At 69.6% G+C, this 14604-nt stretch carries 12 protein-coding genes; 6 read left to right on the forward strand and 6 right to left on the reverse strand.

The window, feature by feature from the left end; genetic code table 11:
* The first annotated feature begins 93 nt into the window (after positions 1 to 93).
* A complete protein-coding gene (locus BM417_RS05760; RefSeq protein WP_093588740.1) occupies positions 94 to 1374 on the forward strand; it encodes a beta-ketoacyl-[acyl-carrier-protein] synthase family protein in 1281 nt (426 codons plus the stop codon).
* Here the strand turns inward: BM417_RS05760 and BM417_RS05765 are convergent.
* Positions 1358 to 2002 (reverse strand): LuxR C-terminal-related transcriptional regulator, encoded by a 645-nt coding sequence (locus BM417_RS05765; RefSeq protein ID WP_218164362.1) that lies wholly within the window; start codon positions 2000 to 2002, stop codon positions 1358 to 1360. The two genes, BM417_RS05760 and BM417_RS05765, sit on opposite strands and share 17 nt — an antisense overlap.
* Entirely contained in the window at positions 2002 to 2706 is a 705-nt protein-coding gene (fabG, locus tag BM417_RS05770; protein WP_093588741.1) for a 3-oxoacyl-ACP reductase FabG, read from the reverse strand. Before fabG ends, BM417_RS05765 begins: the two co-directional genes overlap by 1 nt.
* A 211-nt stretch (positions 2707 to 2917) precedes the next feature.
* On the opposite strand from fabG, the gene BM417_RS05775 reads away from it, so the two are divergent.
* Complete coding sequence (locus BM417_RS05775) at positions 2918 to 3883, forward strand: AraC family transcriptional regulator (protein ID WP_093588742.1); 966 nt, start codon at positions 2918 to 2920, stop codon at positions 3881 to 3883.
* A 19-nt stretch (positions 3884 to 3902) separates the two neighbouring features.
* Here the strand turns inward: BM417_RS05775 and BM417_RS05780 are convergent, their stop codons facing one another.
* Positions 3903 to 6779: a M48 family metalloprotease gene (locus tag BM417_RS05780; protein WP_093588743.1), complete on the reverse strand. Its 2877-nt coding sequence runs from the start codon at positions 6777 to 6779 to the stop codon at positions 3903 to 3905.
* A 232-nt stretch (positions 6780 to 7011) separates the two neighbouring features.
* Positions 7012 to 7533 carry a hypothetical protein gene (locus BM417_RS05785; protein ID WP_093588744.1) on the reverse strand — a complete coding sequence of 174 codons (522 nt, stop codon included), beginning with the start codon at positions 7531 to 7533 and terminating at the stop codon, positions 7012 to 7014.
* 355 nt (positions 7534 to 7888) lie between these two features.
* Between BM417_RS05785 and BM417_RS05790 the strand changes: the two genes are divergently transcribed.
* The 4 genes from BM417_RS05790 to BM417_RS05805 all read left to right on the forward strand — a co-directional run bounded on the left by BM417_RS05790 (position 7889) and on the right by BM417_RS05805 (position 13038).
* Positions 7889 to 9151, forward strand: coding sequence for an extracellular catalytic domain type 1 short-chain-length polyhydroxyalkanoate depolymerase (locus tag BM417_RS05790; protein WP_093588745.1), 1263 nt, complete (start codon positions 7889 to 7891; stop codon positions 9149 to 9151).
* A 478-nt stretch (positions 9152 to 9629) separates the two neighbouring features.
* Positions 9630 to 10451 (forward strand): helix-turn-helix transcriptional regulator, encoded by an 822-nt coding sequence (locus BM417_RS05795; protein ID WP_143138525.1) that lies wholly within the window; start codon positions 9630 to 9632, stop codon positions 10449 to 10451.
* Positions 10448 to 11197, forward strand: coding sequence for an SDR family oxidoreductase (locus BM417_RS05800; protein WP_093588747.1), 750 nt, complete (start codon positions 10448 to 10450; stop codon positions 11195 to 11197). Before BM417_RS05795 ends, BM417_RS05800 begins: the two co-directional genes overlap by 4 nt.
* Before the next feature lie 173 nt (positions 11198 to 11370).
* Positions 11371 to 13038, forward strand: coding sequence for a helix-turn-helix domain-containing protein (locus tag BM417_RS05805; RefSeq protein WP_093588748.1), 1668 nt, complete (start codon positions 11371 to 11373; stop codon positions 13036 to 13038).
* A gap of 149 nt (positions 13039 to 13187) precedes the next feature.
* Here the strand turns inward: BM417_RS05805 and BM417_RS05810 are convergent, their stop codons facing one another.
* Together BM417_RS05810 and BM417_RS50090 are read right to left on the reverse strand one after the other, a co-directional pair.
* Positions 13188 to 13658, reverse strand: coding sequence for a hypothetical protein (locus BM417_RS05810; protein WP_093588749.1), 471 nt, complete (start codon positions 13656 to 13658; stop codon positions 13188 to 13190).
* A gap of 273 nt (positions 13659 to 13931) precedes the next feature.
* Positions 13932 to 14336 carry a hypothetical protein gene (locus BM417_RS50090; protein ID WP_322788938.1) on the reverse strand — a complete coding sequence of 135 codons (405 nt, stop codon included), beginning with the start codon at positions 14334 to 14336 and terminating at the stop codon, positions 13932 to 13934.
* Between the last annotated feature and the right edge of the window lie 268 nt (positions 14337 to 14604).

Here is a 14604-nt window from a genome sequence, read left to right on the forward strand (position 1 = left end):
GATCCGGCGGCGCCGTAATCGGTCGCGCGACGGAGGTCGGGCTCCGTCGCGCGACCGCTGCCACGGCGGCGGTCGCGGTGGTCTCCTCGATGCATGTCATACGAGAGCACGTTCCTCGACTTCTCCCTGCTGCACCCGTCGTTGCCCCCACTACCGGGAGGAGAGGAGGAGATCGTCGTGACCGGCCTCGGCATGTCGACTCCCCAGGGCGGCGACGTCCAGTCCACTTGGGACGGACTCCTCGCCGGCAGCTCCGGTGTGCGCCTGCTCGACCCGGCGTGGGCCGCCGACCTGCCGGTGCGGATCGGCGCGCCGGTGCACGAGGATCCCGGGCCGTCGCTCGACCGCGTGGCGCGCCGCCGGATGGACCGCTGTCAGCAGCTCGCCGTCGTCGTGGCACGGCAGGCGTGGGCGGACGCCGGCGCGCCGGACGTGGAACCCGAACGGCTGGCGGTCGTGTTCGGCACCGGGCTGGGCGGTGGCGGAACGCTGGTCGAGCAGTACGACCGGTGTCAGGAGCTCGGCCCTGACCGCGTCTCGCCGTTCACGGTCACGATGCTCATGCCGAACGGGCCCGCGGCCGCGGTGAGCATGGATCTCGGTGCGCGAGGAGGCGCGCACGCTCCCACCAGCGCGTGCGCGTCCGGAGCGGAGGCGATCGCGCTCGGTGCCGCACTGCTGCGCCGCGATCTCGCGGACGTCGTCGTCGCGGGTGGCACCGAAGCGTGCCTGGGCAGGCTGTCGATCGCGGCGTTCGCCAGGATGGGAGCGTTGTCCCGCAGGCACGACGAGCCGGAACGCGCGTCGCGGCCGTTCGACTCGGGCCGGGACGGGTTCGTCATGGCGGAGGGCGCGGGCGCGCTCGTGCTGGAACGCCGGTCGTTCGCCAAGGCACGAGCGGCGAAGATCGCCGCCCGGCTCGCCGGCACCGGCATGACCTCCGACGCCCACGACATGACCGCGCCGTCACCGGACGGCCAGATCCGCGCCATCCGGCACGCTCTGCGCTCGGCCGGGCTGAGCCCGTACGACGTCACTCACGTCAACGCGCACGCACCGGGCACCCAGGTCGGCGACCGCGTCGAGGCGGCCGCCGTCCTGGAGGCACTGGGCCCGCACCCGCTGGTCACCGCGACGAAGTCGGTGACCGGTCACCTCATCGGTGGTGCGGGCGCGGTCGAGGCGATCTTCACCGTGCTCGCGGTGCGGGACGGTGTCGTCCCGCCGACGCGCAACCTCGACGACCAGGACTCCGACGTGAAGCTGGAGATCGTCACCGAACGGCCGCGGCACGCGCGGATCGGGGCGGCGATCTCCAACTCGTTCGGCTTCGGGGGCCACAACGTCGTGCTCGCGTTCACCCGGTCCGGCTGAGCAGTCCCAGGCGCTGGGCGAACAGTGCGGCGTGCATCCTGTTGGGCTGTCCCAGTTTCGCGAGGATGTGCGAGACGTGGGACTTGACCGTGGCACAGGTGAGGTAGAGCTCCCGCGCGATCTCGTCGTTGCTGCGGCCCCGCGCCATCCGGGCGAGCACCTGCCGTTCCCGCTCACTCAGCAACCCCAGCCCGCGGTCCACCTCCTCCGGCGGCGGCAGGATCTCGAACCGGTCGAGCAGCCGCCCCGTCACCTCGGCGCAGAGGTACGCGTGCCCCCTCGCCACGGCCCGCACCGCGGCGAGGAGCTCCTCGTGGCTCGCGCGCTTGAGGAGGAACCCGCGGGCGCCGTCGGTCAGCACCCGGTGCAGTTGTTCGTCGTTGCCGTCCACGGCAAGCGCGATCACGCCACCGGTGACACACGATCTCAGCGGCGCCAGTGCCGTGACGTCGGCGGTGATCGCCACTCGTGGCCGATGTCGTTGCGCGAGCCGCAGCCCGTCGGTGGCGTGGCACGCTTCCCCCACCACGGCGATGTCGCCCGCTTCCTCGAGAGCGTGCCGGAATCCCCTGCGGACCAGGACCTCGTCGTCGATCAGCAGCACGGAGTCGCGCATCGGGGAGGACATCAGTGCCCCATCCCCAGCCCGCCGTCGACCGGGATCACGGCCCCCGTCACGTACCGGGCCGAGTCACTGGCGAGCCACACCACCGCGGAGGCCACCTCGTCGGGCTCGGCGAACCGGCGCAACGGAATCGCCTCGCGGTACTGCTTGCCGTACTGCTCGGGCAGCGCCGCGGTCATGTCGGTGTTGACGTAGCCCGGTGCGACGACGTTCGCCGTGACACCCCGGCTGCCCAGCTCACGGGCGAGCGAACGGGCGAGCCCGATCAGTCCCGCCTTGCTGGCTGCGTAGTTCGTCAGCCCGGCGCTGCCGTACATGCCGACCACCGAGGACATGAAGATCATTCGTCCGCGGCGCGCTCGCACCATCGGCGCGGCGGCACGGCGGGCGCACCTCCACGCCCCGGTGAGGTTCGTGTCCAGCACCGAGGTGAACCTGTCCTCGGTCATGCGAGTGATCAGCGTGCTGTCGGTGATGCCGGCGTTCGCGACGAGGACGTCCACCGGTCCCAGCTCTGCCTCCACCGCGGTGAACGCCGCGTCGACCTGCTCGCCGTCGGTCACGTCGCACTTCACGCCGAACGCGCCCGGCGGGCACTCGCCGCCGCGGTGCGTCACCGCCACCTGGGCGCCGTCGCCGAGGAACGCCTCGGCGACCGCCCTGCCGATACCCCGGTTGCCGCCCGTCACCAGAACTGTGCGGATCATGGTGCTCCTTTCGGATCATCGGCGTCCGGGTGATGCCGCGAGTCGGTGACCCGGCCGCCCCTATCGTGGGATCGGCTTCGGGCACCGGCGCCCTCAACCTGGTTCGACGTTAGGGAGATCGACGGTGTCGCCTGATGGCCGCAGCGGCCGACGTGTTGACGTTTCCGGCCATCCGACCCGGTACCGCCGAGGTGCGGCCGGGGTCCGGGCGATGCTGGAGGTGGGCGCCGAACGCGGGGTGACCGCGCGGCAGTGCCTGGAAGACACCGAGATCTCCCCGGAGATGCTCGGTGGCGGTGCGGCGGTGAGCGGGGCACAGGAACTGGCCGTGGCGGCCAATCTCGTCACCGCGACCGCTCACGCGCCCGGCGTCGGCCTCGCCGTCGGCGAGCGACTCTCGTTGCGCGCCTACGGTGTCTGGGGTTTCGCGTTGCTGACCTGCCCCACGGTGCGCAGCGCTGTCGAGCTCGGGCTGCGGTATCTGCCGCTCACCTACGCGATGACGGGGCTGAGCATGCGGGTGCGCGGTGACGAGGCCACCCTGGTCGTGGAGGACGATCACGACGCGCCGGAGGTGTTGCGACCATTCCTCGTCGAACGGGAAATCGCCGTCACGGCAGGCATTCTGCGCACCATCCTCGGCGAGTCACCGCCCTCGATGCGCGTGACGTTCAGTCTCTCCCCCACGTCCGTCGACTACTCGCGCGCACTCGGCGCACCGGTGGCGTTCGACGCACCCCACAACGCGATCGTCACCGACGCCGCGGTGCTGGATCTCCCCCTGCCCCAGGCGGATTCACTCACCATGACGGCCTGCGAGCGAGCGTGCCGCTCGTTGCTGCTGGAACGCTGCTCCCCGTTCGTCGCGCAGCAGGTGCGGACGATCATCGCCGAAGGCGTGACCGACGCGGACCTGATCGCCGCGCGCCTGCACCTGTCGTCACGCACGCTGCGCCGGCATCTCGCCGCGGAGGGGACGTCCCTGCGCGGCCTCGTCGACGAAGCCCGGCGCAGCAAGGCCATCGAGCTCATGACGCTGCACAACCTGAGCGTCGAGCAGGTCGCGCTGCGGCTCGGTTACGCGGACGCGCCGACGTTCATCCGCGCGTTCCGCAGATGGACGAGCACCACACCCACCGCCTACGCGACGGAACTCAGGTCCGGCCGTTACCCGTAGGACGAACCGTCGCAACGGATCAACCGGTGTGGCTCGTTCGCGCCAGCTGGATGGTGAACGAGGTGCCGGTCTGCGTCATGACGTCGCCCTGGCAGACGTAGTGCTCCGGCTCCACGCTCGCCTCGAGCGCACGGGTCTCCTGCACGACACCGTCCATCGTCACGACGGTGGTCCCGCTGGCCGTCGGGCTGCTGTACCGGATCTGTCCGGCTGCGGTGTCGTACCGGAAGGTGATCGTTCCTGAGCTGACCGACTGGAGTGTCTTCCCGTTGAGCGTTCCGGTCGTGACGTTTCCGGTGCCGAAGTCGAGTACCGCGGTGCCGTCCGCACGGAACCGTTGGACACGACCGGTGCTGGTGAACCGCACGTCGGCCCCGCTGGGGGACTTCACGTGCGACTCGTTGGCGGTCTCGATCCACGTCCCGACCACACAAGCGTCCACTGGTGGTGGCTTCGGGTCGCCTTCCTCGTCGGGCGCCGCGGTGGACGAGCTCACGTGCCCGGTCCACAGATTCCAGTCTCCTGCCAGTCCGGGCAGAGGGGCCACGATCATGACCGCGGCCAGCAGAGCGACCGCCACGACGGGCAGAGCCGGCGCGCGACGAGCGGGCTCTGAGGCCAGGGTGCCTGGGTGAGTGCGCCGCCGGCGCAGGGCACCGACTGCCGCACCGAGCAGCGCACCCGGAACCGCCACGATCAGGCCCTTGATCAGGATCGTGTGCAGGTAGCCGGTGAGATCGGTGAGGCCGACGGCCGGGACGCATCTCGCCGGCGCGGTTCCGTACAGGTCGATGCAGCGGCTGAACAGGAGGACGCCGAGCCAGCCGATGGCGGCGAGTGTTCCCGTCAAGGACACCGCGAGCGCGATGAGGGCGGGACGGTGCCGGCGGACGCGAGCGGCGACGAGGCCGGCGACGACGGCTTGCGCGAGCACGGCCACGGTGATGTACGTGCACAGCTGCACGTAGCCGAAGTAGGTGGTCTCGGTCGTGAAAGTGGTGTCGCGCCGAACGTTCAGAGGTAGAGCGGACTTGGCCACATAGGACAATGCGACACCGATGACCATCACGGCGACGCCACCGCCAAGTCCGGTGGTCAATGCTCGGCCGAGACGCAGGGCGGGCGCAGCGGAACCGGTGCGACGGACTGTGATGATGATCGGGACGAGCCAGAGCAGGGTCAGGCCGGGCAGGGTGAGCGGGTTGCCGTCCAGGTACCGCAGCGGGAGCCAGGTGAAGTCGGTCCACCAGGCGAGGGTGCGGTACCAGCCGATTTCCGCGCCGGTCCCGGGGACGGATCCGAAGATCGGCGTCCACAGCGTCAGGTCGAGGCCGCGCAGGACGAACCACGCGGCGAACCAGGGCGCGGCAACGATTCCGGCGGCCGCGACCGTGGCGAACGGCGCCCACCGACGACGCGGCGCGGCCGGGGTCAGTGCGAGGCGCAGAACGGACAGCGTCCATCCGGACAGCAGCACCCCGCCGGCCACCAGCAGCAGCGTGGTGAGGACAACGGCCGTGACACCGCCCGGACCGGTGCCCGGCTGGTCCGACCGGACACTCACGTAGAACAGCGACACAGACTCGCCGAGCACGAATCCGGCAGCGAGCACCGTCGGGCACAGCAGCCAGGTCCGCCAGGGCAGCCGCCGCTCCGGGTCACCGGCAACGGCGTGCCACAGCGTGACCGCGAGCAGCCCGCTGAGGACCAGCGCGATCACCACCCCGACCAGGCCTCGGCCGAGGGCGACGGTCGTCACGAACAGGAAGTCGAACACGAAGCCGAGATTGGTGGCGAGCAATCCCGCGGCGATCCCGGCACCCGCCAACACCCACAGGCTGGGGCGCGCCAGAACGGCCGGGTCGTCGATGGCGGCCAGCCGCTGCCGTGGGTCGGGATGCGTGCTCAGCAACGCACGCCATCGCGGGCCGGTCGGTACCCGGAGGCGGCCGACGAGGCCGCGGAGTGCGCCGTCAGGTCCGTCGTGGACGGCAGCGATCGCGTCGGCGTGCGTCTCCCGGACACGCAAGATGGCGTTGCGCGTCAGGTACACCAGCACGGTGAGCACCAACAGCGAGCCGAGTACGGCCAGCGTTCCCGTCCAGTGGCTGGTCAGGGCCGTCACGGGCCAGCCGAGCGGAACGGCGAGCAGCAGGCCGACCACGAAGGGGATCAGGGCGACGACCACGTACGCCCGCCAGATCGCCAGGGTCAGGTAGGTCTTGTCCACGTCCCGGTGCCACAGGTGCGCCAGCTCGTGCAGCACCACCGCGCGGAACGCCGCCCGATCGGTGGAGTACAGGACCACCAGACCCGCGTCGAGCTGCACACGGCGGCGCCGGACGTGACCGAACGCCCGCCCGCCGGCCGTGACGTTGTACGGCGCGAGCAGCCATGCCGGGGCGCGGTCCAGTCCGACCTGCCGGCTCACCTCGCCGAGGTAGGCCAGCAACTCCGGGGAGTTCTCGGCGGACAACGGCACCAATCGACGCCGGCGAGTGATCCACCAAGGGTGCAGCCAGTACAGGACCACCGCCAAGCCGAACAGGAGCACCAGCCCGTATCCCGCCCAGGACACCTCATCGAGGTACACAGGCGCCAGACACCGCGTCACGCGTGCGGCGGCCTCCGCGCGTGACGACACATCATCCGGGCCGACCAGGGGCGGCAGACCGGACACCTCCGCGAAGCAGCTCTTCTGGGCAGCTGCCTGACGAGCCGAGTTCGCCGGCACCAGCAGATGCAGGAGCATGAACATGGTCGAGCTCGTGGCCACGACCACAGCGATCAGCAGCGCGAACCGCGTCGTCGTCCCGGCAGGCACGCCATGCGGATGAGGCACCGGTCTGTGCGCGGTGTCGTCCTGGCTTCCGCCTTCGACTTCCGTGTCTGTCATCGCCGACCTCCCCGAAGCGGCACGGAACGCGCCTCGCCCCCACCTCGACCTACGAAGATCGGACCCAGCAGAGGGTTCTCCTGGTCGTTCGGACGTGCGAGAGTTTGCGCACTTCTCACTCGATCGTCGTAGCGGAATTCCGCTTGGCGCGGAATTCAACCGCAGAGCCCATGAGTCTCGGGAACGCGCAAATAGTCCTAATTGGACAGTAGTCGGCCACAGCCAAGCACGTTCAGCTACCACTGCCCGCGGAAGTCACGGGAGCAGGCCTCGCGGTGCCCACGCCATTGCAGGGACTTCCCCACAGTCCCCGTTTCTCCAGCGCCGCCGACACTTCCGCGTCAACGAAGCGACCTGAAGCTCCCTGTGCGCGCAGCACGCCGCGCTGGACCGCGAGCAACGCGTAGTCCGTGCCGTCCGCGAGCTCCAGGTTGACCTCACCAGGCGTCACGCTGGAAACCCGCACGGGCTGGTTCAGCAGCGCGGCTTCCGCGAAAGCACGCGCGTCCGCCGCCCAGCAGGCCTCAGGCGGCGCCAGCAGCGAGATCCGGAGCCGCGCGCCGTTCGCGAACTGGACGGTGCGGCCGTCGACCACTGCCAGCACCGTGACCGGGACACCGGCCTGCGAACGCTCGCCGGCACCTCGAAGAGGTGTCTTTCCCGGCGAACTGGAGGCAGGCGGCGACTCGGAGTCCGGGGTGGCACACGCGGCGAGAAGCAGAGTCAGGAGCACGACGATGCACCTGCGTGCCATGAACCACTCCTGCTGTAGTTGAAATTTATACCACCGTATCCCCACCCTGGCCGCACTCAATCAGCCATTCGGAGCTGAGTCGGCGGACGAGTGGGCCACCACCGGTCCATCAGCCGCACCACCGGAATGAGTCGCGCTGAACCGCGCGAGGCCGCCACCGCACCCATTCGTCCACAATGGATTCGACGGCATCCGAGACGCCGTGGCCGAGGTCACGACCACAAAGGACAGTTGAATCGGGGAGGTCGTTCGTCGAACGCCTCACCACTTTCGTTCGTCGAAAGTTTGACGACCGTCACGAAAGTGAATAGCTTCGCCGTCCGGGGGACTCGGAAGCCCTGACCGGAGGTCGGTTGTGACCACGCGCAGAACAACCCTCAGTGCCATCATCATCGCCGTGCTCACGCTCGCCGGCGTCGTGCCGGCGACACCGGCGTCCGCCGCTTCGCTGGTGGAGGTGACCGGTTTCGGCGACAACCCCGGCCGGATGCGCATGCACGTCTACGTGCCGGACACCCGGCCGGCCAAGCCCGCGATCGTGGTCGCCATGCACGGCTGCGGCGGCTCCGGTCCCGGCTTCTACTCGGGAAGCGAGTTCGCCTCGCTCGCCGACAGGCACGGTTTCATCGTCATCTACCCGAGCGCGCAGCAGGAAGCCGGGTTCGGCAAGTGCTTCGACACCTGGTCGGACGCGGCCAAACGCCGCGGTGGCGGCAGCGACCCGGTGTCGATCGTCTCGATGGTGACCCACGTCCGGCAACGCCACGGCGGCGACCCGGACCGGGTGTTCGCCACCGGGTCGTCCTCCGGCGGCATGATGACCAACGAGATGCTCGCCCTCTACCCGGACGTGTTCAAGGCGGGCGCGGCGTTCATGGGTGTGCCGTTCCACTGTTTCGCCAACGCCGCCGACTACCCGCCGGGCAGCAGCCGGTGCACCGGGGGTGGAGGCCTGAACCGCACCCCGCAGGAGTGGGGGAACCTCGTCCGGCAGGCCTACCCCGGCTACACCGGCCCGCGGCCGAAGATGCAGCTGTGGCACGGCACCGCGGACACGCTAGTGCCGTACTCCCTGCTGCAGGAGGAGGTCGAACAGTGGACCGACGTGTTCGGCCTGAGCCAGACCCCGACGTCGACCGACACCCCGCGCACCGGCTGGAACCGCAGCCGCTACTCGAACCAGGTCGAGGCGTACAGCATCCAGGGCGCCGGACACAGCCTGCCGTCATCGGGCATGGCCGCCGCGGCACTCGAGTTCTTCGGCATCATCGGTGGCGGTGACCCGAACCCGCCGACGCCGGGCACGTGCGCCGTCAAGGCCACCGTCAACGCCTGGAACAACGGCCTGACCGCGAACCTCGCCATCACCAACACCGGCACCGCGGCGATCAACGGCTGGTCCCTCGCCTTCACCCTGGCCGGCGGCCAGACCATCACCTCCGGCTGGAACGCCGCCTACTCGCCGTCGACCGGCCAGGTCACCGCCCGCAACGCCGGCCACAACGCCACGATCCCGCCTGGCAGATCGGTCGACATCGGCTTTCAGGCCGTCCACACCGGAAACGCGGCGGCGCCGTCCTCGTTCACCCTCAACGGCACGGCCTGTTCCACCGGCTGACCGGTGCGAAAGGACAACTGAGACAACGCATTCGCTCCACAAGAGACACTTGCGTCACGGCGTTGCATGATCTCGGCGCAGAGGTGCGCCGGTTGCGCGAGACCACCGAGCCCGCGTCCGTCGGTCCACCACCCGGCGGGCGGCGGGCTCGTGGCGCGCGGCGGAGGACGAGCCGGCCGTTCGACGCCTCGACACTCCATTCATCCATCAGGCCGCCCACACCCACTGGCTGAAGCCAACGAACCAGCGACAAGCGCAAGGTTGAGCTGCTCGAACGCTTCGGCCTGGACCGACGAGTCTGGCGTGATCCTTCAAGACACATGGTCGCGGCCTGGCATAGCGTTGTCACGAGACGAATCGGAGTGGAGGGAGACCAGCAGTGGACGACTTCGCGAGCGCGCTGCTGGTCGCCGCGGTGCGGCGGGCTCTCGCCGCGGAGGGGATCGCGGTTCCGGCTCCCCAGCAGGTCGGTGCGCTGGTGCCGCTCGCCGTGAAGCGCTGGCTGCTGACGGACATCGCACAGAACCACGGCCTGCTTCCGCTGCTGCGCGTCGGCCAGTTTCTTTCGCAGCTGCCGCCCGATCCTGCCATTTCGGCCCTCACGGCCGCAGGAACGCCCTTCGACCTGTTCGAGCGGTGGAGCCGACTGGAGCGCTTCGTTCACTCGCGTCATCGCGTCGTGGTCCGCGAGACGAGCTCCACCCAGCTCGTCGCGGAGCACGTCGCACGATCCGGAGCTCGGCCCGAGCCCGTGGAGGACGTGCTGATACTCGGAGTTCTGACGGCGTTGATGACGACGATCGGTACCCGCGGAGTCACCGTCACGCTCGAACCGCACCACGCGGTGGTGTTCGCCGACGGCGCCTTCACGGTCCCGGAACCCGGTCACGGCACCGCACTCTGGCGCTTCGCCTGGTCCTCGCTCTCATCGGTCACACCCGCGATCCCGCCCGTCTCCGGCACCGACGTGGCCTCGCGCGCACGCCGGCTCCTCGCCGGCAACCTCCACCACAGCTGGGCCTTGCGTGAACTGGCAACCAAGCTCGGCATGTCACCACGCACCCTGCAGCGCCGCTTGCAGGCCGACGGCGGCTTCACCGCACTGCTCGCAGCCACCCGCGCCGACGCGGCGGCAGACCTCCTCATGAACACCGGGCACTCGCTCGGCGTCGTCGGCTTCGCTTCCGGCTACGCCGACCAGCCTCACCTCACCCGCGAGTTCAAACGCCGCACCGCCATGACACCCGCGGCATTCCGATCCGCGTTCACCCGACGACCAGCGAAGCAGGCGGGAGCATGAAACTCACGGAGAGCACGACTCTCGTCACGGGCGCGACGCGCGGTATAGGCCGCGAACTCACCCGCCAACTGGTCGCGTGCGGCGCGCAAGTGGTGGCCGTCGGACGCGACCACGACAGCCTGGCCGCACTGGCTGCCGAGCACGGCGACCGCGTCCACCCCTGGCCTGTAGACCTCGCCGAACCGGCAGCGGTCGACGCCTTCATCCACGACGTCACCAATCGCCACCCCACCCTCTCCGTGGTGATCAACAACGCCGGCGTGCAGACGCTCACCGACTTCCTCGTTGACGATCCCCAGGCTCTGCGGCCGGCTCTCCGCCGCGAGATCGCCCTCAACTTCGACGCCGTCGTCGCGCTCTCCACCGGGCTGCTACCGCACCTGTGCCGGCAACCTTCCGCCGCCATCGTCACCGTCACGAGCGGCCTGGCGCTGGCTCCCAAACGCTCGGCACCGGTCTACTGCGCCACCAAGGCAGCGGTACGCACCTTCAGCCGCGCGCTTCGCTACCAGTGCGAGGCTTCCGCACCTCACGTGCGGGTGATCGACGCGGTCATGCCGCTCGTCGACACCGACATGACCCGCGGCCGCGGCCGCGGCAAGATCAGCTCCAGCGACGCGGCGGCAGCGATGATCGGCGGCATCTCCCGCGACTCCACAGAGATCCACATCGGCAAGGTCCGACTGCTGCACGCGCTCATGCGAATCTCACCTGGGCTCGCCTACCGCATCCTCCGCGACAGCTGACCACGCGGACATGTAGCGACGGGCCGGATGCGACCTCGCGTTCAACGACCGGTTCGACGGCTGAGGCGGCAGCGTGTGACCAGCGGCCACACCGATCTGCGGGGCCGCGAGAACGGTGTCAGAGGTCGGTTTGGGCGCTGGACGAGGTGGAACGAGTGGGACACCCTGGACCAGTGGCCGAAGGTGGGGACCAGAATGGCGATCGGCACGCGCGGGCACTCGGAGATCGGCTGGAACAGCTCAAGACCCTCAGCGGCCTCAGTTACGACCGGATCGGGCGCAAGGTTCACTTGAGCAAGTCCGCGGTGCACCGTTACTGCAGAGGAACCAGCGTGCCACGGGAGTTCGGCACTGTGGAGCGCATCGCGCTGACGTGCGGTGCGAGCCGTGTCGACCTGACCGTCCTGCACGGCCTGTGGCTACGGGCGACGATGCCTCAGTCCGATGCCGAGGAGAGAAGTCCTTCTCCCGCAACGGATGGCGTGCGGCCACTGCCCGTGAAGCACGTCCGGGCCAGGCGGAGACCGGTGTGGGCGTTGGTGGCCGCGGTGATCGTCGTGTTGCCTGCCGCCGTTCTGGTCGCGAGCACGGCCCGGGAGTCACGGTTCGCCACCGGGGGCTCCGCGCGGCAGTCGATCGAAGGGCCGGCGTGGAGCTTGCCGGCCACCCGTGTGGAGAGCGAGCTGTTCGGAGTCACCATCAACAGCGCCACCGGCGCCATGCCCGCGTTCCGTGTCGGCGCCGTCCGTTTCTGGGACGGCGGGACGCGGTGGTCGGAGACGGAGCGGCAGCGAGGAGAGTTCGACTGGACGACGCTGGACCGCTTGGTCGGTGGCGCGGAGAAGGCGGGACTGCCACCGCTGTTCGTCTTCGGCAGCACCCCGCGGTGGGCCAGTCCGGACGGCCAGGCGGGCCCCTATCCCGACGGCACTTCGGCGCCTCCGACCGACCTCGCGGACTGGGATCTGTTCGTCCGGGCGGTGGCCGAACGCTACCGAGGACGGATCGAGGCGTACGAGCTGTGGGTGCTGGCCAACGACCGTCGGTTCTACACGGGCAGCGTCGAGATCCTCGTCGAGATGACGCGAAGGGCGAGCCGGATCATCCGCGCCACCGACCCGTCGGCCGCCGTTGTGTGCCCCGGGATGGGCCGGTTGCACACCGAGGAAGGGCTGGCGTTCCTCCGCCGTTTCATCGAACTCGACGGCTACGACCACTGCGATGTGGCGAGCATCAAGCTGTTCCGCCCGAACGCGTTGGACCCTCCCGAAGTCATGCTCGACCTCACCTCGGCGATCGATCGGGTGATGCACGACGCCGGAGTGCACCCGAGGCTGTGGAGCACCGGCACCGACTACTCGATCGCGACCCAGCCACAGCTCGACGAGGTCACCGCCCGCAACTACGCGGTGCGCTTCTTCCTCGTCGGGATGTTCGCGCGGAAGGTCAACCTCGAGCGTCTCTACTTCTACAACTGGGGCGGGACGAAGATCCCCATCGTGCTCCAACCGGTCGGCGGGGTACCGACGCAGGCGGCGCTCGCCGTCGAGCAACTGCAGCGGTGGCTGCACAACGCCAGCATCCGTTCGTGCGGCAAGGGCCTTGGTGTGAACCTGCCGGACAACGTCTTCGAGTGCGTCTATTCGATGGCTGACTCGGGCCGGACGTACGACGCGACGATCCGGTGGACCGACAGGGGAACGGCCGCGGTCTCGGCGCACCGCGGCAGCTACGAGGTGCGGCACCTCGATGGGACCGTGGAGACCGTCCAAGCGGGTGACACCCTCACGATCACCGAGGAACCCGTTCTCATCGCCTCGAATCAGGTCCCGCCTCGCTGACGCCGGAGATCCGGGACACCCGGCGAACGAGGCCGATCCACCAGGCGAAGGTCAGCGCGACGACGGCCGGAGTGGGTGGCGGCCCTGAGGATCCCGGGGCCGCCACCGTTGTTCGTGGCCGGTCTTCGTCGGAGTCGTGGCCGGAGGAGCTACGGGCAACGACCGGTGGCCTGGGCGAGGACGGTGGCCGTGCCCCAGTCCTCGACCTTGACGTAGGTGTGGCCCAGGCCGATCCGGTTGTAGGTCACCGTCCACGTGTTGAAGGGGACGGTCAGCCTGACCCGGTAGCACCAGCCCGCGTCGATGCGCAGTACGTCCCAGTCCTCGTAGACGGGGGTGTTGCCGCCCTCGTGAACCCAGCGCGAGGTGCCGCCGGGGTTGGCGCATCTGGTGTCGGCAGTGCCCGTGGTGCCGTGGTTGCACGTCCAGTGCTTGTAGGCGGCGATCGGGAGGGTGCTCGCGTTGGCGACGTACGAGCAGCATCCTTGAACGGTGGGTTGGCCGGCTGTCACCGTGGGCGGTGTGATCACTGCCGCGGCAGCGGCGGGTCGATCGGCAGCCGCGGCCGGTGCGATCACCGTCATCGCGACGACGGCGACGCCGAGCGCTGTCGCCGCCATTCGTCGCAGTCTGAATCCGAGTCGACTCATGGTGCCCCCTCTGTGGTGTCGCTATGACGTCGACAACCGTGGGGTCAGGCACAGGCGGGTGGCAACAGGGTCAGGCCGGTACGGGACGCTTGGGACGTTTGCACGCCGCTGATCAGGCGCGACGCGACGTGTTGGGACAGCGGGCGTTCTCCCGCCAACCGACAAGCCGAACGAAGATGGCGGAACTGGCGGGCACGTCCAGACGTGGCCGACGAAGACCGGTCGGCATGCCGCTCGAAGAGATCAGCAGGTGACGTTGACGGTCGCGGTCGCCTGGAACGACACGTGCACGTGGTCCATGTGGTTGGCCGTGGGACTACCGCGATCCTCCATCGGCGTGAAGCCGCTGCCGTCGTTGTAGCGCTGGCGCCAGATCACGTAGGTGACGCCGAACGCCTTGCGGTTGGCCAGCACGTACTCGGCCAGGGCGTTGCCGGTGGTGGTGTCGACCATGAAGTCCAGCGCCAGGCCCAGGGGATGGTCGCCGGAGCCGCCCCGGCCGGCGGCACCGCCGATGTCGTCGACGCCGAACTTGCCCGCGAGGTGGTGACCCACCTGCGCCGCATGCGGTTTGACTCCGTCCAGGGTGGTCGGACAGGGCGGCGGCGCTGGGGGCGGCGTGGTGGTCTCGGGTGCCGTCGTGGTCACCGGGGGCGCCGTGGTGGTCGCCGGAGGTTGCGAGGACGGCGGCGCGGTGGTCGATGTCGTGACAGGCGGCAGGTCTTGGCTGACAGAGGTCGACGGGGCGGCCAGATTGGCTGCCGCTCCGGTCGGATCGACCGGCTGGTCGGAGACCCGGACGACCCAGAAGGTCGCTACCAGGCCCACGGTGAGGGTGGCGGCGACTGCGATGGGCAGTTTCCGGCTGGCTGTCTGCTTCGTTCTATGTCGGCCCGACATTCGGGAACACCTTGCG

The sequence above is a fragment of the Lentzea waywayandensis genome (genome assembly GCF_900115955.1).
GTDB classification, from domain to species: Bacteria; Actinomycetota; Actinomycetes; order Mycobacteriales; family Pseudonocardiaceae; genus Lentzea; species Lentzea waywayandensis.

Excerpts from the sequence above, each read along its gene's own strand:
- BM417_RS05760 (WP_093588740.1), top strand. The coding sequence starts at position 94 with ATGTCATACGAGAGCACGTTCCTCGACTTCTCCCTGCTGCACCCGTCG.
- BM417_RS05765 (WP_218164362.1), bottom strand. The coding sequence starts at position 2,002 with ATGTCCTCCCCGATGCGCGACTCCGTGCTGCTGATCGACGACGAGGTC.
- fabG (WP_093588741.1), bottom strand. The coding sequence starts at position 2,706 with ATGATCCGCACAGTTCTGGTGACGGGCGGCAACCGGGGTATCGGCAGG.
- BM417_RS05775 (WP_093588742.1), top strand. The coding sequence starts at position 2,918 with ATGCTGGAGGTGGGCGCCGAACGCGGGGTGACCGCGCGGCAGTGCCTG.
- BM417_RS05780 (WP_093588743.1), bottom strand. The coding sequence starts at position 6,779 with ATGACAGACACGGAAGTCGAAGGCGGAAGCCAGGACGACACCGCGCAC.
- BM417_RS05785 (WP_093588744.1), bottom strand. The coding sequence starts at position 7,533 with ATGGCACGCAGGTGCATCGTCGTGCTCCTGACTCTGCTTCTCGCCGCG.
- BM417_RS05800 (WP_093588747.1), top strand. The coding sequence starts at position 10,448 with ATGAAACTCACGGAGAGCACGACTCTCGTCACGGGCGCGACGCGCGGT.
- BM417_RS05810 (WP_093588749.1), bottom strand. The coding sequence starts at position 13,658 with ATGGCGGCGACAGCGCTCGGCGTCGCCGTCGTCGCGATGACGGTGATC.